At 71.9% G+C, this 24,780-nt stretch carries 22 protein-coding genes; 12 read left to right on the top strand and 10 right to left on the bottom strand.

Annotated features, from left to right (window positions below; all coding sequences use genetic code 11):
- Window positions 1-47: 47 nt before the first annotated feature.
- Window positions 48-1,217 (top strand): acyl-CoA dehydrogenase family protein, encoded by a 1,170-nt coding sequence (locus MED01_RS01110; protein WP_238666645.1) that lies wholly within the window; start codon window positions 48-50, stop codon window positions 1,215-1,217.
- Window positions 1,218-1,262: 45 nt separating this feature from the next.
- Here MED01_RS01110 and MED01_RS01105 read toward each other — a convergent pair whose 3' ends face one another.
- From MED01_RS01105 to MED01_RS01085, 5 genes are read right to left on the bottom strand one after another with little or no spacing between them, the layout of a single operon-like run.
- Window positions 1,263-1,877: a hypothetical protein gene (locus MED01_RS01105; RefSeq protein ID WP_238666644.1), complete on the bottom strand. Its 615-nt coding sequence runs from the start codon at window positions 1,875-1,877 to the stop codon at window positions 1,263-1,265.
- On the bottom strand, window positions 1,874-3,262 hold the full coding sequence (locus MED01_RS01100) for a hypothetical protein (RefSeq protein WP_238666643.1): 1,389 nt from the start codon (window positions 3,260-3,262) through the stop codon (window positions 1,874-1,876). Before MED01_RS01100 ends, MED01_RS01105 begins: the two co-directional genes overlap by 4 nt.
- Entirely contained in the window at window positions 3,259-4,059 is an 801-nt protein-coding gene (locus tag MED01_RS01095; RefSeq protein WP_238666755.1) for an ABC transporter ATP-binding protein, read from the bottom strand. The genes MED01_RS01100 and MED01_RS01095 overlap by 4 nt, the downstream gene beginning before the upstream one ends.
- Before the next feature lie 34 nt (window positions 4,060-4,093).
- A complete protein-coding gene (locus tag MED01_RS01090; RefSeq protein ID WP_238666642.1) occupies window positions 4,094-4,897 on the bottom strand; it encodes a zf-HC2 domain-containing protein in 804 nt (267 codons plus the stop codon).
- Window positions 4,894-5,445: an RNA polymerase sigma factor gene (locus tag MED01_RS01085; protein WP_238666641.1), complete on the bottom strand. Its 552-nt coding sequence runs from the start codon at window positions 5,443-5,445 to the stop codon at window positions 4,894-4,896. The genes MED01_RS01090 and MED01_RS01085 overlap by 4 nt, the downstream gene beginning before the upstream one ends.
- Before the next feature lie 307 nt (window positions 5,446-5,752).
- Here MED01_RS01085 and MED01_RS01080 point away from each other — a divergent pair, with 307 nt between their 5' ends.
- Window positions 5,753-7,045 carry a multidrug effflux MFS transporter gene (locus tag MED01_RS01080; protein ID WP_238666640.1) on the top strand — a complete coding sequence of 431 codons (1,293 nt, stop codon included), beginning with the start codon at window positions 5,753-5,755 and terminating at the stop codon, window positions 7,043-7,045.
- Window positions 7,046-7,148: 103 nt separating this feature from the next.
- On the opposite strand, the gene MED01_RS01075 is transcribed toward MED01_RS01080, so the two are convergent.
- Window positions 7,149-7,820 (bottom strand): hypothetical protein, encoded by a 672-nt coding sequence (locus MED01_RS01075; RefSeq protein ID WP_238666639.1) that lies wholly within the window; start codon window positions 7,818-7,820, stop codon window positions 7,149-7,151.
- Window positions 7,821-7,843: 23 nt separating this feature from the next.
- Between MED01_RS01075 and MED01_RS01070 the strand changes: the two genes are divergently transcribed.
- Both MED01_RS01070 and MED01_RS01065 read left to right on the top strand, forming a co-directional pair.
- Window positions 7,844-8,362 (top strand): acyl-CoA thioesterase, encoded by a 519-nt coding sequence (locus tag MED01_RS01070; protein WP_091394150.1) that lies wholly within the window; start codon window positions 7,844-7,846, stop codon window positions 8,360-8,362.
- Between the two features lie 143 nt (window positions 8,363-8,505).
- Window positions 8,506-10,503, top strand: coding sequence for an acetoacetate--CoA ligase (locus MED01_RS01065; RefSeq protein ID WP_238666638.1), 1,998 nt, complete (start codon window positions 8,506-8,508; stop codon window positions 10,501-10,503).
- A 115-nt stretch (window positions 10,504-10,618) separates the two neighbouring features.
- On the opposite strand, the gene MED01_RS01060 is transcribed toward MED01_RS01065, so the two are convergent.
- Window positions 10,619-11,308 carry a TIGR03089 family protein gene (locus tag MED01_RS01060; RefSeq protein WP_238666637.1) on the bottom strand — a complete coding sequence of 230 codons (690 nt, stop codon included), beginning with the start codon at window positions 11,306-11,308 and terminating at the stop codon, window positions 10,619-10,621.
- 154 nt (window positions 11,309-11,462) lie between these two features.
- Here MED01_RS01060 and MED01_RS01055 point away from each other — a divergent pair, with 154 nt between their 5' ends.
- Both MED01_RS01055 and MED01_RS01050 read left to right on the top strand, forming a co-directional pair.
- The gene (locus MED01_RS01055) at window positions 11,463-12,608 is read left to right on the top strand and encodes a glycosyltransferase family 4 protein (RefSeq protein WP_238666636.1); all 1,146 of its coding nucleotides are present in this window, start codon (window positions 11,463-11,465) and stop codon (window positions 12,606-12,608) included.
- 63 nt (window positions 12,609-12,671) lie between these two features.
- Window positions 12,672-13,763: a mannose-1-phosphate guanylyltransferase gene (locus MED01_RS01050; protein ID WP_238666635.1), complete on the top strand. Its 1,092-nt coding sequence runs from the start codon at window positions 12,672-12,674 to the stop codon at window positions 13,761-13,763.
- Here the strand turns inward: MED01_RS01050 and MED01_RS35560 are convergent.
- Window positions 13,732-14,349: an NUDIX hydrolase gene (locus tag MED01_RS35560; protein WP_308193383.1), complete on the bottom strand. Its 618-nt coding sequence runs from the start codon at window positions 14,347-14,349 to the stop codon at window positions 13,732-13,734. The genes MED01_RS01050 and MED01_RS35560 overlap by 32 nt on opposite strands.
- A gap of 39 nt (window positions 14,350-14,388) precedes the next feature.
- On the opposite strand from MED01_RS35560, the gene MED01_RS01035 reads away from it, so the two are divergent.
- Complete coding sequence (locus tag MED01_RS01035; protein WP_238666634.1) at window positions 14,389-15,435, top strand: DUF4185 domain-containing protein; 1,047 nt, start codon at window positions 14,389-14,391, stop codon at window positions 15,433-15,435.
- Between the two features lie 280 nt (window positions 15,436-15,715).
- Window positions 15,716-16,708 carry an ArsR/SmtB family transcription factor gene (locus MED01_RS01030; protein ID WP_238666633.1) on the top strand — a complete coding sequence of 331 codons (993 nt, stop codon included), beginning with the start codon at window positions 15,716-15,718 and terminating at the stop codon, window positions 16,706-16,708.
- Window positions 16,709-16,739: 31 nt separating this feature from the next.
- Here MED01_RS01030 and MED01_RS01025 read toward each other — a convergent pair whose 3' ends face one another.
- Together MED01_RS01025 and cofD are read right to left on the bottom strand one after the other, a co-directional pair.
- Window positions 16,740-17,825: a coenzyme F420-0:L-glutamate ligase gene (locus tag MED01_RS01025; RefSeq protein ID WP_238666632.1), complete on the bottom strand. Its 1,086-nt coding sequence runs from the start codon at window positions 17,823-17,825 to the stop codon at window positions 16,740-16,742.
- Complete coding sequence (gene cofD, locus MED01_RS01020; RefSeq protein WP_238666631.1) at window positions 17,822-18,769, bottom strand: 2-phospho-L-lactate transferase; 948 nt, start codon at window positions 18,767-18,769, stop codon at window positions 17,822-17,824. Before cofD ends, MED01_RS01025 begins: the two co-directional genes overlap by 4 nt.
- Before the next feature lie 98 nt (window positions 18,770-18,867).
- Between cofD and MED01_RS01015 the strand changes: the two genes are divergently transcribed.
- The 4 genes from MED01_RS01015 to MED01_RS01000 all read left to right on the top strand — a co-directional run bounded on the left by MED01_RS01015 (window position 18,868) and on the right by MED01_RS01000 (window position 24,779).
- The gene (locus MED01_RS01015; protein ID WP_238666630.1) at window positions 18,868-19,899 is read left to right on the top strand and encodes a hypothetical protein; all 1,032 of its coding nucleotides are present in this window, start codon (window positions 18,868-18,870) and stop codon (window positions 19,897-19,899) included.
- 448 nt (window positions 19,900-20,347) lie between these two features.
- Window positions 20,348-22,891, top strand: a complete 2,544-nt coding sequence (locus MED01_RS01010) for a bifunctional FO biosynthesis protein CofGH (RefSeq protein ID WP_238666629.1) — start codon at window positions 20,348-20,350, stop codon at window positions 22,889-22,891.
- A 162-nt stretch (window positions 22,892-23,053) separates the two neighbouring features.
- The gene (locus MED01_RS01005; protein WP_196921188.1) at window positions 23,054-23,332 is read left to right on the top strand and encodes a hypothetical protein; all 279 of its coding nucleotides are present in this window, start codon (window positions 23,054-23,056) and stop codon (window positions 23,330-23,332) included.
- A 52-nt stretch (window positions 23,333-23,384) separates the two neighbouring features.
- Complete coding sequence (locus tag MED01_RS01000; RefSeq protein WP_238666628.1) at window positions 23,385-24,779, top strand: DUF4331 domain-containing protein; 1,395 nt, start codon at window positions 23,385-23,387, stop codon at window positions 24,777-24,779.
- Window position 24,780: the final 1 nt, after the last annotated feature.

Raw genomic sequence — 24,780 nt, 5'->3', positions numbered from 1 at the left:
GGAGTCGTCACAGACTGCGCATGATAGTGGTGAAGGGGAGGGTCGAGATGGCCGCAGGGGAGTCGTTCGACGTCTACCGGTTGCCCGAGGAGCACCAGGCGATCCGGGAAGCCGTGCGAGAGGTCTGCGCCGCGAAGGTGGCGCCGCACGCCGCGGAGGCCGACGAGACGGGGGAATTCCCCAAGGCGTCCTACGACGCGCTGCGAGCGGCCGACTTCCACGCACCGCACATCCCCGAGGAGTACGGGGGCGCGGGCGCGGACGCGCTGGCCACCGCCATCGTCATCGAGGAGGTGGCCCGCGCCTGCGCGTCCTCCTCGCTGATCCCGGCGGTGAACAAACTCGGCACGATGCCGCTGTTGTTGTCCGGTTCCGCCGATCTCAAGACTCGCTACCTGACGCCGGTCGCGGCCGGTGACGCGATGTTCTCGTACTGCCTCTCCGAGCCGGAGGCGGGCAGCGACGCGGTGTCCATGACCACCAGGGCGGTGCGTGACGGGGATCACTGGGTGCTCAACGGTGTGAAGCGCTGGATCACCAACGCAGGGGTGTCCGAGTTCTACACGGTCTTCGCCGTCACCGATCCGTCCGCCCGGTCCCGGGGCATCTCGGCCTTCGTGGTCGAGAAGTCCGATGCCGGGGTGAGCTTCGGCGCGCCGGAGAAGAAGCTCGGCATCAAGGGCTCGCCCACCCGCGAGGTCTACCTCGACAACGTGCGGATCCCGGCCGACCGGATGATCGGCGCGGAGGGCACCGGCTTCGCGACAGCGATGAAGACCCTGGACCACACCCGGGTCACCATTGCCGCGCAGGCCGTCGGGATCGCGCAGGGCGCGCTCGACTACGCGAAGGGGTACGTGGCGGAGCGTCGCCAGTTCGGCAAGGCGGTCGCCGAGTTCCAGGGGATCCAGTTCATGCTGGCTGACATGGGCATGAAGCTCGAGGCTGCCCGGCAGCTCACGTACGCGGCCGCCGGCAAGTCGGAGCGTGGCGACGCGGATCTCACCTACTTCGGCGCGGCGGCGAAGTGCTTCGCCTCCGACGCCGCGATGGAGATCACCACCGACGCTGTGCAGTTGCTCGGTGGCTACGGCTACACGCGGGACTACCCGGTCGAGCGGATGATGCGGGACGCCAAGATCACCCAGATCTACGAGGGCACCAACCAGGTCCAGCGGATCGTCATGGCCCGGCAACTGCTCGCCGACGTCGTCTAGGTCGGGTTCCGGTGCTCCGGGGATCCCGGAGCACCGGAACGCCCGTCACCGGTTGGGGGCCGTCTCGCTCACCGGCCGCACGGGGCAACCCCGCAGGGCGTACGCCAGCAGACCCGTCACCGCCAGGATGGCCGCGCACGCGGTGGCGCTGGTGGTCCCGGCGGGTTGGATCAGCCAGCCGACAACCTGCATCTTCAGATCCTGGCTGGGCCCCATCATCGGCAGCACCGCGATGAGGGTCCAGATCAGTGGGGCGATCCAGGCCAGGGCGGCACCCAGCACCGTGGCGCCGAGCGCGGTGAGCCCGAGCAGCCCCGCAGTGTTGCGCAGCACGAGGGAGAACGGTTCGTAGCGCGTGTCGGTGATCATGCTGAGGGACAGCAGCCCGGTGATCGCGGCGGCGGCGAGCAGCAGGTGCCCGGCACGGCGTACCGGCCAATTGACCGCCATCGTGTGGTCCAGGGCGTCGTCGGCGCCGTTGAGGGTGGTGCCGACAGCGACCACCGCCAGCATGATGACGAGGCTGGCCGTCCTTGCGCTGATCGTCGTGGAGTCGGTGTAGGCCAGCGACAGGGCCCAGGTCAGCGCGATCAACGAGGTCGCGGTGGTCAGGGCGACGGGCACCCGGCGGGAGCGCAGGTGAAGCTGAAGCCACCTCACTGCTGATCTCCCGGCAGGATCGCCACCAGCTCGTCGTCCCGGCAGGCCAGTACGCCCTCGCGTACCGCCGCCATCCGACGTCGTTGCTCGACCTCCGGCAGGCTCACCAGCGACTGGTACGCGCTCTTCAGCAGCGCCATCTCCTCGGGTGCCCATCCGGTCTGCGGGGCCGGCGGTCGACCGGTCAGCCAGGCGGCGGCGACCATCCGGGCCCGGTACACGTCGCCCCGAATCGACTGGTCGCCGCACTCCTGCTGCCAGGCGGCCTCCAGCAGGGACGGCAGGAAGTAGTCGCCGGACAGGTCGGCGCGGCCGACGCGGTCGATGGTGGGGGTGTCGAAGACGATCGTGTCGGCGGAGTGTCGGACCGGTCCGGCATCCAGGTCCGGCTGCCCCCAGTAAGTGACCTGTTGGGTCTCCACCGCCCGGACCGGTGCGTTGGGCAGCTTCGCCGCCATCATGTCGAGCGCCTGGCGGGCGGGGCCGACGACGGCGGGCAGCAGCCCGGCGTGTGCCCGCGTCACGCAGACCTGCGGGCCGTCGTTGTCGCAGACCAGCTCGATGGCGACCGGGTCGACGACAGCCGCCCCGCGGATTCCGCCGACGGGCAGGAGTGGCAGCGCTACCGCGACGCCGAGCAGCGCCGGCAGCACTGCGAACGCGATCGCGCGGCGCCGCACCGCGCCGAGCAGCAGCAGGCCGGTCGCGGCGAGGGACACCAGCCACAGCGCCTGGAGCAGGCTGACCCGCGTCGCGATCGTCTGGAAGTCGTCCAGGCCGGTGATCGCCGGCACGAGCAGCACGGCCGCCGGCTCCGGGGGGAGTTGCGTGAGGCCCGGGCCCGTGGCGGGCGACGTGGCCAACTCCGGCACCAGCCCCACCAGGACGAAGCCGACCACGGCGAGGACCGGCGCGGTGATCACCCGGGGTACGGCTCGGCCGGCGGCCATGCCCAGCCAACCAGCGGCGATCAGCGCCGGAATGCCGACCGCGACGACGACGATCGTCGCGCTCGGGAAGTAGTTCGACGTCGGCACCACCCATCCGGCCGCGATGAGGAAGACCAGGAGGTACGCGGTCACCACCGAGACCGCGAGAGCGCCGGCGGTCGGGGCGACGCGCTGCCACCGAGGCCGCACGGTGCTGGCGAACAACTCGTTGACGCGGTGGCGCGCGTCGCGCCGGCCCATCCACGCCCCGCCGGCCAGCGCGAGCGGCAGCAGCACCATCAGCAGCGACCGGGCCATCACCGCCAGCTGCATCCAGCGCCCCGCGAAGAACTGGGTGGACGACAGCAGCAACACCGCGCCGCTCACCAGTATCAACAGGGCGGTGCCCAGCGCCGCCGAGCGGCGCAGTTCGATGCGGAGGATGCGTCCCGTCATGCCGACACCCGCTCACGGTAGGCGCGCAGCACCGACGAGTAGCCACGTTCGGCGGCGCTGTCACCGGCGTCGCCGGCCCCACCCTGCTCGGTCAACTGCCCCGTGGTGCCCTGCCACACCAACCGGCCCTCACTGATCAGCACCACGTCGGAGCAGGCCACCGCGACGTCCTCGACCAGGTGGGTGGAGACGAGTACGCAGCTGTCCAGGCCGATCTCCCGCAGCAGCTCGCGGAAGTCGAGGCGCTGCTCCGGGTCCAGGCCGACAGTCGGCTCGTCGAGCAGCAGCACCGCCGGGTCGTTGACGATCGCCTGGGCGATGCCGGCGCGGCGCAGCATCCCGCCGGACAGTGTCTTCATCCGGGAGTCGGCGCGCTCCGTCAGGCCCACCCGTTCGACGGCCCGCTGCACCGCGCCAGGGATGACAGCCTTCGGCATCTCCTTGAGCCAGGCGATGTACTCGACGAACTCCCGGACCGTGAAGCGCGGGTAGAAGCCGAAGTGCTGCGGCAGGTAGCCCAGGCCGCGGCGTACCTGGCGGAGGTCGGCGTTGCCGGTGACCTCGCCGCCGAGCAGGGCCAGCCGCCCACCGGCCGGCTTCAACACGGTGGCCAGGGCTCGCATCAACGTCGTCTTGCCGGCGCCGTTGGGGCCGAGCAGCCCGTGCACACCGGTGCCCAACCTCAGGTCGAGCTGGTCGACGGCGAGGTGCCGGCCGGCCCGGACCTGCAACTTCTCGGCGTGCACCGCCCACGCGTAGGTGGACGGGGCGGTCTCGGCCACGCTGACCGTACGCATCATGATCTCTCCATTCGGCAGTGGCTCGATCTCGTCATCGGTGCAGAAGGTTCTGGTGCGGTTCGTGCGGCCGTCGCCAGGCTCGAACGAGTACGACGGCCGTCAGCGCCACTGTGGCGAGCGCCCACCCCGGCAGGCTGCCGCCGCTGAGGACCGTCGGAAGTCGCCCGTCGGCGAGGCTCGGCACGACCACACCGGTGGACCAGACGACGGTCAACGCGAGTGCGGCGCGGTCGACCCCCACCACGGTGCCCAGTGCCAACGCGCCGGCGGTGAACCCCAGGGCGGGCAGCAACCAGAGGCCGGGGGAGTGACCGGTGACCCAGCCCGCCACCGCCAGCACCGGTATGACCGTCGACAGCACCGCCAACGTGCGACGCATCAGCAGCGGCAGGCCGGTGCGGGGCATGGTGGCCGTCAGTTCCCAGGCCGGGTCGAGGCGCCGGCTCCAGACCGCGGCCACCGGCAGCAGCGGCGCCACTGGCGCGATCAGCAGCACCAGCGACGGCAGGCTGTTGAACGTCCACTCGAACAGGACCGCGGCCAGCATCAACCCGGTGGCGGTGACCAGCCAGGGCAGCACCCGGGCGGCGACCCCGGTGCGCAGCAGCCGGCGACGGGGCACCGGAGGCGGGCCGGTGGCGATTCCGGTGGCGATGCCGTCGGCCACCCGGTCCAGCAGGTCCCGGGTGCCCGGGTCGACGGCGTCCGTGAGCACCGCTCGGCAGGCGGCGCAGGTCTCCAGGTGCGCCTCGACCGCCCAGATGGTGGTGTCGTCGACACCGGCAGCACCGGAGGCGTACTGGGAGATCAGGGTGGGCGTCGGGTGAGTGGTCATGACAGCGCCTCCCGGAGGGCGATTCGGGCCCGTCGGGCCCGGGTCTTCACGGTCCCCTCCGGCATGCCGAGCAGCAGAGCGGTCTCCCGCGCGGTCAACCCGTCGAGGACCATCGAACGCAGCACCTGACGGAGTTCCGCCGGCAGCTCGTGCAGGGCACGCTCCAGGTTGGCGTCCATCCCGCCGGCCAGCGCCTCGTCCTCGGCCGCCGGGGCCACCGTCTCGAAGGTCTGCACCGTCGGGACCCGCTCCCGTCGGGCCCGGTGGCGGAACGCGTCGATCAGCCGGTGCGCGGCGATCGTCCACAACCAGCCCACAGCGCTGCCGGAGGTGGAGGACTGAGCCTGGCTGCCGGCCGACCGCCAGACCGCCAGGTACGTCTCCTGCAACACCTCGGCCACCACGTCCTCGTCGGCGCAGCGTCGACGCAGTCGCGCTGTCAACCACGGGGCGGTACGCCGGTACAGCGCGTCGAACGCGCGCCGGTCGCCCCGAGCGACGCGGCGAAGGAGTTCACCCTCGTCGAGCCCGTCCAGACTTCGTTTCACACCAGGCAAGACGACGCGTACCCCGGCCCCGGTTCTGATCTCGCTGTGACCCCGGTCACATTCGGATCGGGTGGGCGGGGCGGGGTGACTCCCCACACACCGGGAACGTCACCCGCCGCCGAGGTGTTGCCGAGCGAGAGGATCACCCTCGGATCATCGCCCCACCCAGCCGCCCCCGCCACGACCCTGCCTCGTCACATCAACGCTGCCCACCGTCGGCCATCCCACACCGTGCCGCCACGTCCACGCGGTCGCGGTGACGCCCCGCGCCGCCGCTTGTGACGACGCGCCCCGCAGAGAGATCGAGATGATGAAGCAGTTGGTGGAGAAGACCGGACGCGATTCCGCCGTCGCGCAAGAAGTGCTGCCCGGCGACCTGATGACCAACCGTCAGCGGGCACAACTCGTCCTCGTGCTGGGCGCGTTGATCGCGATCGGGCCGTTGACCATCGACATGTACCTGCCCGCGCTACCCGCCATCACGGCGGGCCTGGAGACCACCGAGACCGCTGTGCAGTTGACGCTGACCGGCACGCTGGTCGGCCTCGCGCTGGGCCAACTGCTGATCGGGCCGCTCTCCGACGTGGTCGGTCGGCGGGTGCCGCTGCTGGCCGGGCTGGCCGCGCACATCGTGGCGTCCGTGCTGTGCGTCTTCGCGCCCAACATCGGTGTGCTCGGCGGGCTGCGCGTACTCCAGGGGCTCGGCGTCGCCGCCGCCACAGTGGTCGCGACGGCAGTGGTCCGCGACCTGTTCAGCGGGGCCTCCTTCGCCCGGATCTTCTCCCGGCTGATGCTCGTCATGGGCCTGGCGCCCATCCTCGCGCCGACGCTGGGCAGCGGCCTGCTGAGCTGGACCGACTGGCGGGGCGTCTTCGCGGCGCTGGCGGTGCTGGGCGCGCTGCTGATCGTCGTGGCCGCTCTCCGGCTCCCGGAGACCCTTCCGGTGGCGCGTCGGCGGCACGGCGGGGTACGCGCCACACTGCGCGACTACCGGGGGTTGGTCAACGACCGGGCGTTCGTCGGCCTGGTGCTGGTCGCCGGGCTGGCGATGGCGGCCCTGTTCGCGTACGTCTCGGGTTCGTCGTTCGTGCTCCAGCAGGAGTACGGCCTCGACGAGCAGCAGTTCGGCATCGCCTTCGGGGCCGGCGCGGTGGGCCTGATCGGGGCCACCCAGTTCAACGTTCGGCTGCTGCGCCGCTACACCCCGCAGCAGATTCTGGTCAGCGCCCTGATCGCCGGAACGGCGGCCGGCCTGCTGCTGATCATGTTCGCGGCGACCGGCGTCGGCGGCCTGGGCACGCTGCTCGCGTCACTGTGGCTGGTCCTGGCCGCCGCCGGCCTGGCCCTGCCGAACGCGCCGGCGCTGGCCATGAGCCGGCACAGCGAGGCCGCTGGCACCGCTGCGGCGCTGCTCGGCGCGGTGCAGTTCGGCATCGGCGCGGTGTCGGCGCCACTGGCCGGTCTGTTCGGCACCGGGAGCGTACCGATGGCGATCGTCATAGCGGGTGGCATGGCCGCCGCGTTGATCGTCATGCTCCTCGTGGTTCCCCGTGCCAGCCTCGGCAGCGTCGACCCGGATCTGGCGGTCGCGCTGCACTAGCCCGGAAGAGCGGTCGCGCTGCACCGGCCCAAAAGAGCGGTCGCGCTGCATCAGCCCGGAAGAGACGAAAGGGGCGGGCCGGTTCACCGGCCCGCCCCGACGATCAGCGGATCTCGGTGGTGTCCTCGGGGCGCGGTTGGCCGCGCGGTGGGGCGGACCAGGGTGATTCGCCACCCACCCGGCGGGGCAGCGGCTCGGTCGGCGTCGAGTCGGCCGGGTAACCCAGAGTGAGGGGCGTGGTGTCACGCTCGGCGGGCGCGGGGGCCGGCCAGTCGGTCAACGTGAAGTCGTCGTTGCGGGGGCCTCCGTCCGACGCGGGGGCGGGTGCCGCAGCGGGTTCGGTCGCCGGGCTCGGCCACTGCCGCCAACGCTGTTGGCTGAAGGTCGCCATCAGCAGCAGCAGGCCGAGCAGGAAGAGCGTGCCGTTCTCCACTGGCAGTCGCAGCGGCAACGGATCGCCGAACACCTTCCACTCGTGCGGGATCGCGTCCCGCACCGAGAAGGGCGCCACGAACATCCCGATGTACGGGGTGACCAGCAGCGCACCGGCCACCAACGGGCCCAACGGCGAGAAGCGCAGCGTGCCGAGCAGGCCCAGCAGGACACCGCCGACACCGAGGTACACGGCCGGCTCGATCAGGTTGGCGGTGTTGAACGTGCCGATCTCCACCCAGCGGTCGACCGTCCGGCTCGACCCGTCCTGCCCCAGTGTGACCAGCACCCAGGTGATGGGCGCCACCACCAGCCCGGCGAGGAAGCTCCAGAGATGTCGCATCCGCGCACCGTACCGTTTTCGACATGACTGAGCACCTCTCCGCCGCTCCAACCGGCAAGCCGACGTCGTACTCGCGCGTCACTCTCAGCAAGATCATGACTGCGGTGGACGTCAACCTCTACGGCACCGTGCACGGCGGGGTTCTGATGAAGTTCGTCGACGACGTGGCCGGGGCCGCTGCCGCCCGACACAGCGGCGGGACCGCGGTGACAGCGGCGATCGACGAGATCGTCTTCTCCGAGGCGGTCCGGGTCGGCGACCTGGTGCACGCGCACGCCCAGGTGAACTGGACCGGCCAGACCTCCATGGAGGTGGGCGTACGGGTGGTCGCCGAACGGTGGGACTCGGCCGAGGACGCGCCGGTTCGGGTGGCCACCGCGTACCTGGTGTTCGTCGGCGTGGACGTGGGCGGGGCGCCGCGGGCGGTCCGCCCGGTGCTGCCGGAGACGGCGGAGGACGAGCGCCGGTACAAGGAGGCGGAGATCCGCCGCGCGCACCGCCTCGCCCGCCGCCGCGCCATCCAGGCCCACCGCGCCGGCTGACCCACATGAGGTGGCGGGTCGCAGTGTGGGACGGGCACGCGTCGGTTGGCCTACCCGGTGCGCAGAATGGCGCTTCGAGGTAGGGCAAGATGGCGCCACGGCCCAGTCACAGTGTCGTGTCGGGCCAGGGGGAGGGTGGAGCAGTGGGTGACATGCTGTGGACGCCGCCGGCGGACGTACGCGAGCGGTCCCGGATCGGTGCCTACCTGCGCTGGCTGCGGGAGCACCGCGGGTTGGACTTCGCCGACTACGACGCGCTGTGGCGCTGGTCCACCACCGATCTGGACGGGTTCTGGCGCTCGGTCTGGGACCACTTCGAGGTGATCGCGCACACACCGCCGAGCGCCACCCTCGCCGAGCGGGGGATGCCCGGCGCGCGCTGGTTCCCCGACGCCAGGCTCAACTACGCCGAGAACGTGCTGCGGATGCCGGGCCGCGCCGACGACGACCCGGTGGTCATCGCGCACGGGCAGACCCGGGCGCCGGTCACGCTGACCGCCGCTGAGCTGCGCGAGCAGGTCCGCCGGGTGTCGGCCGGGTTGCGCCGGCTCGGCGTCACCGCCGGTGACCGGGTGGCGGCGTACGCCCCGAACATCGCCGAGACGTACGTCCTGCTGCTGGCCACCGCCAGCCTCGGCGCGATCTTCTCGTCCTGCGCGCCCGAGTTCGGCACCCGTAGCGTCACTGACCGTTGGCAGCAGATCGAACCGACGGTGCTGGTCGCAGTGGACGGCTACCGGTACGGCGACAAGCCGGTGGACCGGCGTGCCGAGGTCGCGGCGATCCGGGCCGCCCTGCCGTCGTTGCGTCACACCGTCAGCATCGGCTACCTCGACCCGGTGGGCCCCGCACCCGAGGGCGCGCTGGGCTGGGCCGAACTGGCCGCGCCCACCGACGAGCCGTTGACGTTCACGCCGGTGCCGTTCGACCACCCGCTCTACGTGCTGTACTCCTCGGGCACCACAGGGCTGCCGAAGCCGATCGTGCACGGCCACGGCGGCATCCTGCTGGAGCACCTGAAGATGCTCGCGCTGCACCACGACCTGGGCCCGGCCGACCGGTTCTTCTGGTTCACCACCACCGGCTGGATGATGTGGAACTTCCTGGTCTCCGGCCCGGCGGTGGGGGCGGCCATCGTGCTCTTCGACGGCAACCCGGGAGTCCGGGCGGAGCCCGGCCGGCCGGCCGAGCCTGACCTCGGCGGGCTGTGGCGGCTGGCGGCGGAGACCGGGACGACGTACTTCGGCACCTCCGCGCCGTACCTGTTGGCCTGCCGTAAGGCCGGGTTGGTCCCCCGGGAGGTCGCCGACCTGTCGGCGCTGCGCGGCGTGGGTTCCACCGGTGCGCCGCTGCCCGCCGAGGGCTTCCGCTGGGTGTACGAGACCGTCGGCGACCACGTCCAGCTCCAGTCGCTTTCCGGGGGCACCGACGTGTGCACCGGTTTCGTCGGCGGGGTGCCGCTGCTGCCGGTGTACGCCGGTGAGATCGCCTGCCGGGCGTTGGGCGCCAAGGTGGAGGCGCGTTCCGCCGACGGCACGCCGGTCATCGGCGAACTCGGCGAGCTGGTGATCACCGAACCGATGCCGAGCATGCCGGTGGGCTTCTGGAACGACCCGGACGGCACCCGTTACGCGGAGGCGTACTTCGACGTCTACCCGGGCGTCTGGCGGCACGGTGACTGGATCACCATCAACGAGCGGGGCGGCTGCGTGATCACCGGCCGCTCCGACGCCACCCTCAACCGTGGTGGGGTGCGCCTCGGCACCGCCGAGTTCTACTCGGTGGTGGAAGGGCTCGACGAGGTGCTCGACTCGGTGGTCGTGCACCTGGAGGACGACGAGGGCGGCGCAGGTGAGCTGCTGCTCTTCGTGGTGCTGGCCGAGGGTCTGGAGTTGGACGACCCGATGCGCGCGAAGATCTGCCGTGAACTGCGCACGGCGCTCTCACCCCGGCACGTGCCCGACGAGATCCACCAGGTGCGTTCGGTGCCCCGCACCCTCTCGGCGAAGAAGCTGGAGGTGCCGGTCAAGAAGATCCTCACCGGCACCCCTGTCGACCAGGCCGCAGCGAAGGGCGCCCTGGTCAACCCCGAGTCCCTGACCGCCTTCGCCGTCCTCGCCCAACGCCGTCCTCGCCCCTAACCCCCGCCCTGACCCCCGCGATCTTGCACTTTCTGCCGCGAGATAAGGGGCATTCCGCGCATCTCGGCAACCGAAACTGCAAGATCGCGGGAGCAGGGGGGTGGGGCAGGGAGGGTCAGGGGAGGGGGTGGGTGACTTTCTCTGCGGTCAGCCTGGCGGCCAGGCGGGCCGGGTCCTGGTTGGCGCAGAGGACCACTGTGGCGGCTTGGGTCAGCGGGGCCAGCAGCCAGTCGACCGGGTCGGGGTACCGGGCCGCGTCGATGAGGACCCGGGCGCCGGGGAGGATGCCCAACTCGGTGGCGCGGGCCTCGGCGCGACCCAGCAGGTGCGCGTCGGTGGGGCCCGGGCCGGATTGCGGCGTGAAGTGGTCACCGTGCCCGCGTACCTCGACGACGTAGTCGGCGAACCCGGGCGGCACCTGCCGGAGCGGGGCGGCGAGCGGAGCCAACCCGAGGGCGTACCGCTCGTCGGCGGACCAGGACTGCGCCTCGTCGAACTGGTCGACGGCGGCGAAGAGCACCCCCACGTCGCCCGGCGTGTCGACGACGCTCAGCTTGGCCGACCAGCAGGCCAGCAGCACCGCCGCGGTCTGCCAGTGTGGCGGCAGCAGCACGCCGGCCGGGGTGCCCGGCGCGAGGCCGACCTCGTCGACGAGGAGGTTGGCGGTCTTCGCCACCCAGTTCGCCAACGTGACGCCGGAGAGTTCGGTGCGGTCGCCGGTGGCGTCGTCGTACCAGGTGAGCAGCGGTCGGGTCGGGTCGGTCGCGATCGCGTCGGCGAACACCCGGGCAATGTTGTCGGCCATCGGCGCGAACGATACGCCAGTGCGGGCCGTACTCGATGACGATGACAAGTCGGCGTACCGTCGGGTCGCAGTCAGCGTCGGCCCCGCGCCCCGGCGTAGGCTTTACCCCCGGAGTGTTGTTCCCCACAGGCCCGCCAGTTCAAGGAGTCGCCCCGTGACCGCCGGTCGCCCGCCCCGCGTGCTCATCGACGCCACGAGTGTCCCCACCGACCGTGGTGGTGTCGGTCGATACGTCGACGGTCTGCTCGGCGCCCTCGGCAAGGTGTGCGGGTCGGGGGTGGAGCTGGCGGTGGTCAGCCTCCGCACCGATCTGGAGCGGTACACCCGCATGCTGCCCGGCGCGGAGATCATCCCGGCTCCGGCCGCCGTGGCGCACCGCCCGGCCCGGCTCGCCTGGGAGCAGACCGGCCTGCCGCTGCTCGCCCAGCAGGTGGGCGCAGAGGTGCTGCACTCGCCCTTCTACACCTGCCCGCTGCGGGCCGGGTGCCCGGTCACGGTCACCGTGCACGATGCGACGTTCTTCACCGAGCCGGAGCATTACGACAAGTCGCGCCGCACGTTCTTCCGCAGCGCCATCAAGACTTCGCTGCGCCGCGCCGACCGGGTGATAGTGCCCAGCAAGGCCACCCGGGACGAGCTGATCCGGCTGCTCGACGCCGATCCGACGCGGATCGACGTGGCCTACCACGGCGTCGACCAGGCTGCCTTCCACGCTCCCACCGAGGAGGAGAAGGCTCGGGTACGTGCGCGTCTGGGGCTGGGCAACAGCAGCTACGTCGCGTTCCTCGGTGCCAAGGAGCCTCGGAAGAACGTGCCCAACCTGATCCGTGGGTGGGCGCGGGCGGTGGCTGACCGGGTCGACCCGCCGGCCCTGGTGATCGCCGGTGGGCAGGGGCACGACGAGGACATCGACCGGGCGGTGGCCGAGGTGCCGTCGCACCTGCGTCTGCTGCGCCCCGGCTACCTGCGCTACGCCGACCTGCCAGGTTTCCTCGGCGGTGCCCTGGTCGCTGCCTACCCGTCCTACGGCGAGGGGTTCGGGCTGCCGATCCTGGAGGCGATGGCGTGCGCCGCGCCGGTGCTGACCACGCCCCGGCTCTCGCTGCCCGAGGTGGGCGGCGACGCTGTCGCGTACACCTCGGAGGACCCGGAGCAGATCGGCGCCGACCTGGCCGCCCTGCTCGACGACGAGCAGCGGCGGTTGTCGCTGGCGAAGGCGGGGTTCGACCGGGCCAAGGAGTTCACCTGGGAGTCCAGCGCCGAGGTGCACATCGCGGCGTGGAGTCGCGCCCGTTCCTGACCCTCCGCACCACTGCGGGTGACCCGTGCCACTTTGGGCAGGTACGTCGGGCATGATGTGCGGATGCTCTATGCGGTCATTCCGGCAGGTGGCAGTGGCACGAGGTTGTGGCCGTTGTCCCGCGCTGGCCATCCCAAGTTCCTCCACCCGCTGACCGGCACCAGCGCCTCGCTGCTTCAGGCGACAGTCGAACGGCTCGCGCCGCTGACCACACCGGATCGGACCCTTGTGGTCACCGGTGCCGCGCACGTCGCGGCGGTGGCACGGCAGCTGACAGTGCTGCCGGAGGAGAACATCCTGGTCGAGCCCTCCCCCCGGGATTCCTGCGCAGCGATCGCGTTGGCCGCCGCGGTGATCTCGGCGCGGGACCCGGACGCGGTGATGGGCAGCTTCGCGGCCGACCACCTGATCCGCGACACGGACAGCTGGGTCTGCACGGTTCAGGAGGCGGTCCGCGGGGCCGAGCAGGGCATGCTGATGACCGTCGGGATCACTCCGACCCGCGCCGAGACCGGCTACGGCTACCTGGAGACCGGCGATCCGACCGAGGGTGTGCCGTGGCGGCCGGTGGCCGAATTCAAGGAGAAGCCGGCCGCCGAGGTCGCCGAGGCGTACGTCCGTTCGGGCCGGCACCTGTGGAACGCGAGCATGTTCGTGTGGCGGGTGGACGTCTTCCTCGCCGAACTGGCCCGCCAGCAGCCGGCGCTGCACGCCGGCGTCGCCGCGATCGCCGCCGCCTGGGGCACCCCGGAGCAGGACGACGTCCTGGGCGCGATCTGGCCGACCCTGCCGAAGATCTCCGTCGACTACGCGGTGATGGAGGGTGCGGCCACTGCGGGTCGGGTAGCGACGGTGCCGGGCGACTTCGGCTGGAACGACGTCGGTGACTTCCACACCCTGGGCGACGTGCTGGCAACCGACGACGCGGGCAACGTGGTGCTCGGCACCGAGGCCAAGCCGGGCGTGCTGCTGCGGGACAGCAGCAACCTCGTTGTCGTCCCGCAGTCGGGTCGGTTGGTGGCCGTGCTCGGCCTGCGCGACCTGATCGTTGTGGACACCCCGGACGCGGTGCTGGTCTGCCCGCGCGACCGGGCGCAGGACGTCAAGGCCCTGGTCGACGAGCTCAAGGAGCGAGGCGAAGAGGGCTACGTCTGAGGGCGGCGAGGCCCGGTGCGATCAGGTGGGCGGTCCCGCCGGCCAGCGGCTCGGGCAGCTGGTCCGGTGGGAACCAGCCCAGCTCCTCGGCCTCGTCGCTGACCTGCTCCACAGCCGAGGGCGGGGCGATAACCGCGAACCGGACGTCGTGGTGCGCCGAGCCGCCCTGACACTGCACCTGGTGCACGTCCACGTCGATCGGCACCGGGTCGATGCGCAGGCCGGCGATCCCGGACTCCTCGGTGGCCTCGCGGAGCGCCGCGGCGACGAGGGTCTGGTCGATCGGCTCGCAGTGCCCGCCGAGCTGCACCCAACGCCCGAACTTGACGTGCAGGCAGAGCAGCACCCGGGAGCCGGTGGAGTCCAGCACCAACGCGCTGGCGGTGACATGCCCGGGGCGGTGCTGCCGGCTCATCGCGACCGGGCCGACGGCGAGCAGCGCGAGGGTTCGGTCCCGCGCGCCGGCCGCGTCCGGGCTGGTCGGCTGCCAACCCTCCAGCAACGCGGTGGCGTCGGCGTGCAGCGCCTTGTACGCCTCGGGGTCGGTCGTCTGGGCGGTCGGGCCGGTAATCACTGTGTCGGGCACCCCGTCACTGTACGAGCGTGTGCTCCGTACGCTGGCCCGGTGACAGTGCGACTCGTCGAATTCGTGGTGGCCGGTAACGAGGCCAGCGATCTGTTGCCGGTGCGGTCGGCGGCGCTGCTGCGGGCGTACGGTGCCCGGCGGGGCTTCTGGACCGTGCTGGACGAGGGGCCGGTGGAGCGCTGCCTCGCGCTGCTGCTGGAGGGCGACGACGGGGAGTGGACGGCCCTGCACGTGCGGGCGGATGCCGGTGTGGAGAACGGGCGGACCGAGGACGGTGAGGCGCTCGCCCACCACGACGGCTGGGTGTACGTCTTCGGCTCCCACTTCGGCTCGAAGGCTGGCCCGCTGCGACCTCGGCGCGCCTTCGTGGCCCGGTTCCGTGAGGACGACGCGGCGGCCGGGCCGGTGCCGGTGCACGTGGTACGCAACTCGTTTCGGCTGCACCGGGCGGTGAACGATGCTCTCGCCGCGTCGCCGCTGACCCTCCTGCCGGCGGGGGAGCGGGTGCGGGAACGGTTCATCGTGGAGACGCTGGCCCGGGGAACCGTCCGGGAGAAGAGCTGGGTGAGCCGGTTGGCCAGGGACGACCTGCCGTTGAACGTGGAGGCTGCGGCGTTCACCCCGGCCGGGACGGTGCTGCTCGGGCTGCGTTTTCCGGTCACCGACGCCGGTGAGCCTATCCTGGTCGAGGTGGCCGGTGTGCCGGGCATGTTCACTGCCGAGCGGGAGTGGCCGCGGGCGTTGGGCGCGTACGCGTTGACTGGCGTCACTCCGCCGGGGGAGCTGACCGGCTTCCGCGCGATCACCCCGACGTCGGACGGCGGGTACGCGGCCGTGATCGGCTCGATCGACGCGCTGGGCAAGGGGTCGGTACTGCTCGACGACCATCCGGGTGGGGGTGAGGTCACCTCCCGACACGTCCGCTTCCGGCTGACCGGTGGCGAGGCGGGCGACGGGCGGCGGCTCGTCGGGGAGCAGGTGGCGGACCTGGCCCCGTTTCACCACGTCGAGGGCGTGGCGGAGCTGGACGGACTGTCGTTCTACGTCACGGACGAGGACCATCGGGTCGCGCTCTGGGTCGGCTGAGCCGGCGCGGGGGGCGGGATGACCGGACGGCACCTCTGCGGAACAAGGGCCGCAGACCCTCGTGGTGCCGTCCGATCACCGGGGCCTCCCCGGTCCCGGTGCCCCCGGCAGCACGGGCGTCAAGGACGCGCGGCGCCGTGTTCGGGCATGGGAAGCATGCCGAACCCGCCCCGGAGGCGTCGAGGTTTTTCAGTCCAGGCTTAAAGATGGAGATTAGTGCCGGCCAGGTAGAGTCGAACGGTCATCCGGCACCCCCCTGCCGGCGACACAGGAGCGCTCCATGCTGAAGATCCACTTTTCTGGGGAGGACATCCTCCGAACCCGGGTGGCACCGGCGGCGGACCCGGTCTGGGAGCTGGTCCTCAGCCTGCACGTGCTGCGCGGCCGCACCCGCGATCCGCTGACCGCCAACTGGCGGCGCAGCGTGGCCCGGGATCTGCGCCAGGACTCCGCCTCCGAGCAGCTCCGCCTGCTCTTCGCGTTGAACCCGCCGCGTGGCTACTTCCCCGACTTCCTCACCCCGTACGCCAGCGTCGAGGGCTTCGAGGCCGGGCTGGACGCGCTCCGCCGTACCCCCGCCCAGTTGTTGCAGCGGGACCTGAGCGTGCTGGCCGCCGAGAACCAACTGCCCTCCTCGGCGGCCGCGCTCGCCCGGGGTGAGGTGTCGGCGCTGCACCACCTGGCCGAGTCGATGGAGCAGTACCGGTCGCTGGCGATCAGCCCGTACTGGAGCCGGATCCAGGCCGCGGTCGCGGCGGACCGCACCCGGCGGGCGCGGGCGCTGCTCGACGGCGGCGTCGAGGGCCTGCTCACCAGCCTCCGGCCAACGATGCGCTGGGAGAGCGGGGTGCTGGAGGTCCGCAGCTACCCGCACAGCCGGGAACTGCACCTGGACGGCCGTGGGCTGCTGCTGGTTCCGTCGTTCTTCTGCGCGGCCACCCCTGTCGCACTGCTCGACCCGGCGCTGCCACCGGTGCTGGTCTACCCGGTGGACCGGCTGGGCGCGCTGGTCTCCGCCGACCCCAGCGCCGCCTCCGGTGCTGCCCGCGAATCACTCGCCGCGCTGCTGGGCCGCACCAGGGCGGCGGTGTTGCAGGCCAGCGACGAGGGCTGCACCACCGGGGAGGTCGCCCGCCAGCTCAACATCTCACCGGCGGCGGCGAGCCAGCACGCCACCGTGCTGCGCAACGCTGGTCTGCTGGTCAGCCACCGCGAACGCAACAGCGTGCTGCACACGTTGACCCCGCTGGGCCGGGCCATGCTGGACGCGTGACCCGGGCCTTCCGCGCCGGCCGAGGGTGGTCCTACAGGGCGAGCGCAGCACTCGCCGGGCTGCCGGGCGGTGGCGGCAACAGTGTCGACCCGACGCCCTGGGCGGCCAGGGCGACGCGCAGCCGGTGCAGGTCGGCGCCGAAGCGGACCAGACCCATCGGCTCGACGGGCGTCGGGGCCGAGCCGAGCACCAGGTCGGCGCCGTCCGGCCACCCGGGCATCTCGGCGACCAGACCGGCGCGTACCTCGGCCTCGTCGACCAGCGTGAAGACCGTGCCGGGGGCGACCACCCCGGCGACCGCGTCGATCGCCCGTCGCACAGCGCTCAGGTCGGCCGGTGTCGGGCCGGGACCGTCGGCCAGGGTGGCGGCGTCGGAGAGCCCCGCGGCGTGGGCCTCAGCGGTACCCAGCGAGAACAGGTCCTGTGCCGCGTCGCGGATCAGCGCCCGCGCGCCACCGGCGTCGTCCGGGATGGCGGCCGGCAGGTAGCCCCGCACCACCGCCACGGGGACCTGATCGCACTTGCCCTTGATCAGTTCGCCGGCACCCGCCAGCTCGTCCACCACCGCCATCTGGGTCAACTGCAACTCGTTCCCGTACGGGTCGACCTCGCCCCGGTGGTCGCGGATGGCCGGCATTCCGGCCACCCCGAGCGCCACGTCGGTGAGCCCGTTGCGCCAGGGCCGGCCCATCGTGTCGCTGATGATCACGGCGAGTTCCAGGTCGTAGCGCTCCCGCAGCGCGTCCCGCAGAGCCCGCGCCGAGGCGTCCGGGTCGACCGGCAGCAGCACCAGTTGGGTCTTGTCCACGTTCGACGCGTCGATCCCCGCCGACGCCATGACGAAGCCGTGGTGGGTCTGCACGATCCGGGTCGCCCCCCGACTGGCGACCACCCGGGCGGTCTCACCGGCCAGGACGTCGTCCCGTGCGGCAAGCCGCTCCGGCCCGTCCGCCGGCACGTCGACGAGCCGCCCCTCCGCCTTGGAAACGATCTTGCTGGTCACCACCAGCACATCGCCGTTGCGCAACCACGGCGCAGCGGTCGCGATCACCGCAGCCAGATCGTCACCCTCGGTCACGTGACCGATGCCGAGCACCGGCAGAATTTCCAGCCTCACGTCAACTCCACCGCGGCGCGGACCATTGCCGCCGTCGCCGCCTCGTCCGTCATCCGCAGCGGCACCGCGCGGACCGTCACCTCGGGCACCACAGTGCCCGCGTCCTCCTCGGCCACCAGCCAACCGTCGAGCAGGCCGCCGCTCGCCCGGCCGCCGTAGAGCCGACCCACCCCCGCCGCGCTGCACTCCGTACCGAGCACCGCCAGGCAACGGTCGGCCATCCCCCGCACCGGCGCGCCGCCGATGATCGGGGAGACACCCACCACCGGCGCCGGGCCGTCCGCCACCGCCGCACGCAGCCCCGGCACAGCCAGCACCGGCGCGACGCTCACCACCGGATTGCTCGGCGCGACCAGCACCAGATCGGCCGACGCGATCGCGTCCAGCACCCCTGGGGCCGGCTTCGCCGTCTCCGCGCCCACGAACACGAAACGGTGCGTGCGGATGTCGGCCCGGTACCGCACCCACCACTCCTGGAAATGGATCGCCCGCTGACCCTGGTCGTCCTTCACCACGGCATGGGTCTCCAGGCGGTCGTCCGTCGCCGGCAACAGGCGTACGCCCGGCTCCCAGCGGCTGGCCAGCGCCTCGGTGACCGCGCTCAACGGGTAACCGCCGTTGAGCATGGTGCTGCGGACCAGATGGGTGGCGATGTCCTTGTCGCCGAGGCCGAACCAGGTCGGCTCCGCCCCGTACGCGGCCAACTCCTGTTTGACAGTCCAGCTCTCGCCGACCCGACCCCAGCCCCGCTCCGGGTCGGCACCCCCACCGAGCGTGTACATGACGCTGTCCAGGTCGGGGCAGATCTTCAACCCGTGTAACCACAGGTCGTCGCCGACGTTGACAACGGCGGTCACCTCCGCGCCGACGTCACGGGCGTACGCCCGGACGCCGAGCAGGAACCGGGCGCCGCCGATGCCGCCAGCCAGAACCACGATGCGCATGTCGACCATCCTCGCGCACGTGACGCCTCCGATCCGTGGGTGGCCCGGGAGACTAGGCTCACGTGCGCCCTGTCCGTTGATGCCCCGAGGGGGAGCTCGTGACCAGCCCCGCCGAGCCCGCGTCCGCCGACGCGACGCAGGCCCGCCAGCTGACCAAGCCACTGCGGGAGCTCGCCGCGCTCGTGCTGCTTGGCGCCAACGCCGTGTTCCTCTTCGTGGGCCTGCTCCGGCTCATCGCCCCGAACGACTACAGCTCCTTCACCGACCGCGCGGGCAGCGCCTTCTACGCGTTCGTCGGAGTGGAGGCGGTGGGCCTCCCGCTGCTGGTGGTGCTGTTGGCCACGCACATCTCGCCGGTGTTGGCGAAGGCGAAGCTGATCACACAGGCAGCTGTCGTCGAGTACGCGGTCAGCGCCCTGTTCGGCACGCTGACAATGCTGATCTGGACGGTGGGCCGGCTGGCCGAGGCAGAGGTGCTCGACGCGCTGCTCGGTGTGCTCACCCGGTTCGCCTGGATGGTGATCTTCGCGATCGCCGCCTGGGTCGTCTACACCATCTGGCGTGCCCACTACTACGTGCCGCGAGCCAAGCCGCAGCCGGGCGTCTACGGTCAGCCCCAGCCCGGCTGGCCGCAGCAGCAGGGCGGTTGGCCGGCCCCGGGGCAGCCCGGCGGCCAGCCGCAGGGCGGATGGCCCGCTCCCGGTCAGCCCGGCGGTTACCCGCAGGCCGGTCAGCCCGGCGGTTACCCGCAGGCCGGTCAGCCTGGTGGTTACCCGCAGGCCGGTCAGCCCGGCGGTTACCCGCAGGCCGGCCAGTACGGCCAGCAGTCGCCCCCGTTCCAGGCCCCGCAGTCGGCCCCGCCGTTCCCGCAGTCCGCGCCGCCGCACCCGCAGTCCGCGCCGCCGTTCCAGGCTCCGCAGTCCGCGCCGCCGGCGAACCCCGCCCCCCAGTCGGCGCCGCCGTCCCCGGCCGCGCCGCCGCCGTTCGGGCAGCCGCCGTCGGCCGACCCCACTCAGGCGATCCCGCGCCAGTCCGCCGACCCGACCGAGGTCATCTCCCATCCGGCCGACCCGGACACGGACCGCACCCAACACATCAAGCCCAACGACCACCCCGACCAGCCCCGCTGACCCGAAGAGCGCGCCGATCTTGCACTTTCGGTAGTCGAAACGAGCGAGATGTCCCCTAAGTCGGGACACAAACTGCAAGATCGCGAGCCGCAGGCGCCCCACGTCGCGTCGATCATGGAGTTGTGGCGCCAGATTTGCGCCCTACAACACGCTTTGTCACCCACCACAACTCCTTGATCGACGCGGGGTGGGGTGGGGACCCTGCGCCCAGGGCGGGTTGACGGCGCGGGGGCGTGGCACGGGGCAGGGCGCGTCGCGGCAGGGGGCGCGGCACGGTGCGGGCACGGCACGGCATGGCGCGGGCGCGGGCGCGCGGCACGGGGCGCGCGGCACGGGGCGCGCGGTGCGGGCTCGGTGCGGGCGTGGTGGCGGGGCGGGGCGGGGCACACTCGGGGCGGGCGTGGTGGGGACTGGTTGGGTGGCGTGGGGCTGCGCATAGGGTGAGTGGATGGTTGATCGCACCCACTCCGGCCCGAGCGATGCGAGCGTGCGGCGGGCCCTGGGCCGGGCTACGAACGGGCGGGCGCTGGATGTCGATGAGGCGACCGCGCTGCTGTCCGCTCGTGGCGACGCGCTCGACGAGCTGCTCCGGCTCGCCGGGGGGATCCGCGACGCCGGGCTGCGGGACGCCGGGCGGCCGGGTGTGGTCACGTACTCGAAGAAGGTTTTCATTCCGCTGACCCGGCTCTGCCGGGACCGCTGCCACTACTGCACCTTCGCGACGGTGCCGCACCGGCTGCCGGCGCCGTTCCTGGACCGCGACGAGGTCCTCGCGATCGCCCGGGCCGGGGCCGCGCAGGGCTGCAAGGAGGCGCTGTTCACCCTGGGTGACCGGCCGGAGGAACGCTGGCCGGCGGCTCGGACCTGGTTGGACGAACGCGGTTACGACTCGACACTGGACTACCTGCGCGCCTGTGCGGTGGCGGTGCTGGAGGAGACCGGCCTGTTGCCGCACCTCAACCCTGGGGTGCTGTCCTGGTCGGAGCTGCAACGGCTGAAGCCGGTCGCGCCGAGCATGGGCATGATGCTGGAGACGACAGCGACCCGACTCTGGTCGGAGCCGGGTGGTCCGCACTTCGGCTCACCGGACAAGGAGCCGGCGGTCCGGTTGCGGGTGCTTGAGGACGCGGGCCGGGTCGGGGTGCCGTTCACCACCGGCATCCTGATCGGCATCGGGGAGACTCCGGCGGAGCGGGTGGAGGCGCTGTTCGCGATCCGCCGCGTCCACCGGGAGTACGGCCACCTCCAGGAGGTGATCGTGCAGAACTTCCGCGCGAAGCCGGACACGGCGATGCGCGGCATGCCGGACGCGGAGCTGCACGATCTGGCCGCCACTGTGGCGGTGGCCCGGTTGCTGCTGGGCCCGAAGGCCCGGATCCAGGCCCCGCCGAATCTCATCGCCGGCGAGTACGACCTGTTGCTGCGCGCCGGCATCGACGACTGGGGCGGCGTTTCTCCGCTCACCCCCGACCACGTCAACCCGGAGCGCCCCTGGCCGCAGATCGACGAGCTGGCCCGGCACAGCGAGTTGGCCGGGTTCACGTTGCGGGAGCGGTTGACGATCTACCCCGAGTACGTGCGCGCGGGTGACCCGTGGCTCGACCCACGGTTGCTGCCGCACGTCGGTGCCCTGGCCGACCCGGCGACGGGCATGGCTGTCGAGTCGGCGATGCCGCAGGGACGGCCGTGGCAGGAGCCGGAGGAGGTGTTCGGCGGGCGGGTCGACCTGCACGCCACGATCGACACCACCGGCCGCACCGACGACCGGCGCGGCGACTTCGACAGCGTGTACGGCGACTGGTCCGAGGTCGCTGGCAAGGTCACGCCGGAGGCGACAGCCCGCCGGGCGGGCGTACCAGTGGCACCGGCCGGGAGCGGCGCGGACCGTGACCTGGCGGCCGGGCTGCGGCTCGCCGCCGACGACCCGGCGGCGCTGCTCGACCCCGGGCACACCGATGCCGCGCTGGCGCTGTTCGGTGCGGACGGGCCGGCGCTGGACGAGTTGTGCCGCCTCGCCGACGACGTGCGCCGTGCGGCGGTCGGCGACGACGTCACCTACGTGGTCAACCGCAACATCAACTTCAGCAACGTCTGTTACGTGGGCTGCCGGTTCTGTGCGTTCGCGCAGCGTGAGCGGGACGCCGACGCGTACCGGCTCTCCGTCGAGCAGGTCGCCGACCGGGCCGAGCAGGCGTGGGCCCTCGGCGCCAGCGAGGTGTGCCTCCAGGGGGGCATCGACCCGAAGATGCCGGTCACCGGCTACGCCGACATCGTGCGCGCGATCAAGGCCCGGGTGCCCGAGATGCACGTGCACGCGTTCTCTCCCATGGAGATCGTCACCGCCGCCGCGAAGGCCGGGGTGCCGGTCCGTGAGTGGCTGCTCCAGCTACGCGAGGCCGGGCTGGACACCATCCCGGGCACCGCCGCCGAGATCCTCGACGACGACGTGCGCTGGGTGCTGACCAAGGGCAAACTCCCGGCCGCCGCCTGGGTCGAGGTGGTCAGCACCGCCCACGAGCTGGGCATCCGGTCCAGCTCCACCATGATGTACGGCCACGTCGACCACCCCGGGCAGTGGCTGGCGCACTTCCGGGTGCTGGCCGGGGTGCAGGACCGCACCGGCGGGTTCACCGAGTTCGTGGCGCTGCCGTTCGTGCACACGAATGCTCCGATCTATCTGGCGGGTATCGCCCGACCCGGGCCGACCTGGCGGGAGAACCGGGTGGTGCACGCCATGTCCCGGCTGCTGCTGCACGGTCGGATCGACAACATCCAGTGCTCCTGGGTGAAGCTCGGCGACGAGGGCACCGTCGCGATGCTCCAGGGCGGCTGCAACGACCTCGGCGGCACGCTGATGGAGGAGACCATCTCCCGGATGGCCGGTTCCGACAACGGTTCGGCGCGTACCGAGGAGCAGTTGCGGGCCATCGCGAAGGCCGCCGGACGTCCGGCGCGCAAGCGGTCGACTGCGTACGGTCACGCCCGGCCCTGACGTCGAACCTTTCCCCGCCACCGGCCGTACCACGCGATGCCGGTGGCGGTCGCGGCGAGGACCGCCGCCGGTGTCCCCTCAGGGGCCCGGCGGCGTCGCGTGACGGCACCGGACCCGTCCGTCTCCGCGGGCGCGCTCGCGCCACCGCCGGAAAGGTTGCCCATGACCAGTGATCAGCGGAAGCGGCAGTGGCCGCGACTGACCCGCCGGCAGACGTTGACCGCCGCGGCCAGCGCCACCCTCGGCGCCGCCGCGCTCACAGTGCCGGGCCTGTCGGCCGCGCAGAACGCCCCGGGGGCGGCCGGTCGAGCCGACGAGCCGATCGTCGTTCATCTGCGGGACGCCGACTCGGGAACGATGGACGTCTTCGTCGGTGAGACGCGCATCGAGGTACGCGACCGCGGCCTGGCGGACCGGCTGCGGCGCGCCGCCCGGCGCTGACCCGGCCCCTCCGCCCCGCCATCCTGTCCCCGCCCAGTGAGGTTGGTCCGTCATGTCTTCCCACCGCGAGGCCCCGGAGATAGCCAAGGATCCGGTCGCCGACAGCTCCGACCTGTACGCGTTCGTCAGCCCCGACAAACGCGACACGGTCACGTTGATCGCCAACTACGTGCCGTTGCAACTCCCCTCCGGGGGGCCGAACTTCTTCGAGTTCGGCGACGACGTGCGCTACGAGATCCATATCGACAACGACGGTGACGGTCGTCCGGACGTCACCTACCGGTTCGAATTCACCACCGAGATCACGAACCCGAACAGTTTTCTCTACAACACCGGCCCGATCGATTCGCTCGACAGCAGGACCTGGAACCGGCGGCAGTTCTACAGCCTGACCCGGGTGGCCGACGGCCGCGAGCACCGGCTGGCGCACAAGCTGCAGTGTCCGCCGTGCAACGTCGGCCCGTTGTCCACGCCGAAGTACGCCGACCTGGTGCGGCAGGCCACCTACTCGCTCTCCACGGGGGAGCGGGTCTTCGCCGGGCAGCGCGCCGACGGGTTCTTCGTCGACCTCGGGGCGATCTTCGACCTCGGCACGCTGCGGCCGTTCCAGCAACTGCACGTCGCCGGGAAGAAGATCTTCAAGGCCGAGGGCGAGCCGGTGAACGCCACCGACCGGATGAACGTGCACAGCATCGCGGTGCAGGTGCCGCTGGAGCGGGTGCGTCGGCGCGCCAACCGGTACGGTGCCGCGGATCGGGCGTCGGTGATCGGGGTGTGGACGTCGGCGTCGCGTCGGCAGGTGCGGGTGCTCGGCGACCGGGGCGGGGCGGACACCAGCACCGGCCCGTTCACCCAGGTATCGCGGTTGGGCAATCCACTGTTCAACGAGGTCATCGTGCCGATGTCCAAGAAGGACCTGTGGAATTCGCTGCCACCGTCGGAGGACAAACGGTTCGCCCAGTTTGTCGAGCAGCCGGAGCTGGCCGCGTTGCTGCCGGCGCTCTACCCGGACGTCTTTCCCAACCTGGACAAGCTCACCAAGGCGAAGAAGGCGCGGGCCGACCTGGTGGCGATCCTGCTCACCGGCGTGCCGGCCGGGCTGATCGACGGCTTCACCAACAGCACCGGTGAAGTGCAGGCCGACATGCTGCGACTGAACACGGCGATCCCGCCCACCAGGCGTCCGGACCGGTTCGGGGTGCTCGGTGGCGACCTGGCCGGGTTCCCGAACGGGCGTCGGGTCGGCGACGACGTGGTCAGCATCGCGTTGCGGGCCATCGCCGGGGTCACCGTCCCGCTGGTGGACAAGACGTTCCAACCGGACGCGGCGGCCGCCGCCGTCACCCCGGGGCTGAGCGCCGCCGACGTGACAGCGCCGTTCCTCGGAAACTTCCCCTACCTGGGTACGCCGTACGACGGGTTCAACAACCCGTCGGCGGCGTCCTGAT

This window comes from Micromonospora alfalfae, assembly GCF_022230925.1.
Taxonomy (GTDB): domain Bacteria; phylum Actinomycetota; class Actinomycetes; order Mycobacteriales; family Micromonosporaceae; genus Micromonospora; species Micromonospora alfalfae.
This window is presented reverse-complemented; position numbering and strand designations above follow the sequence as displayed.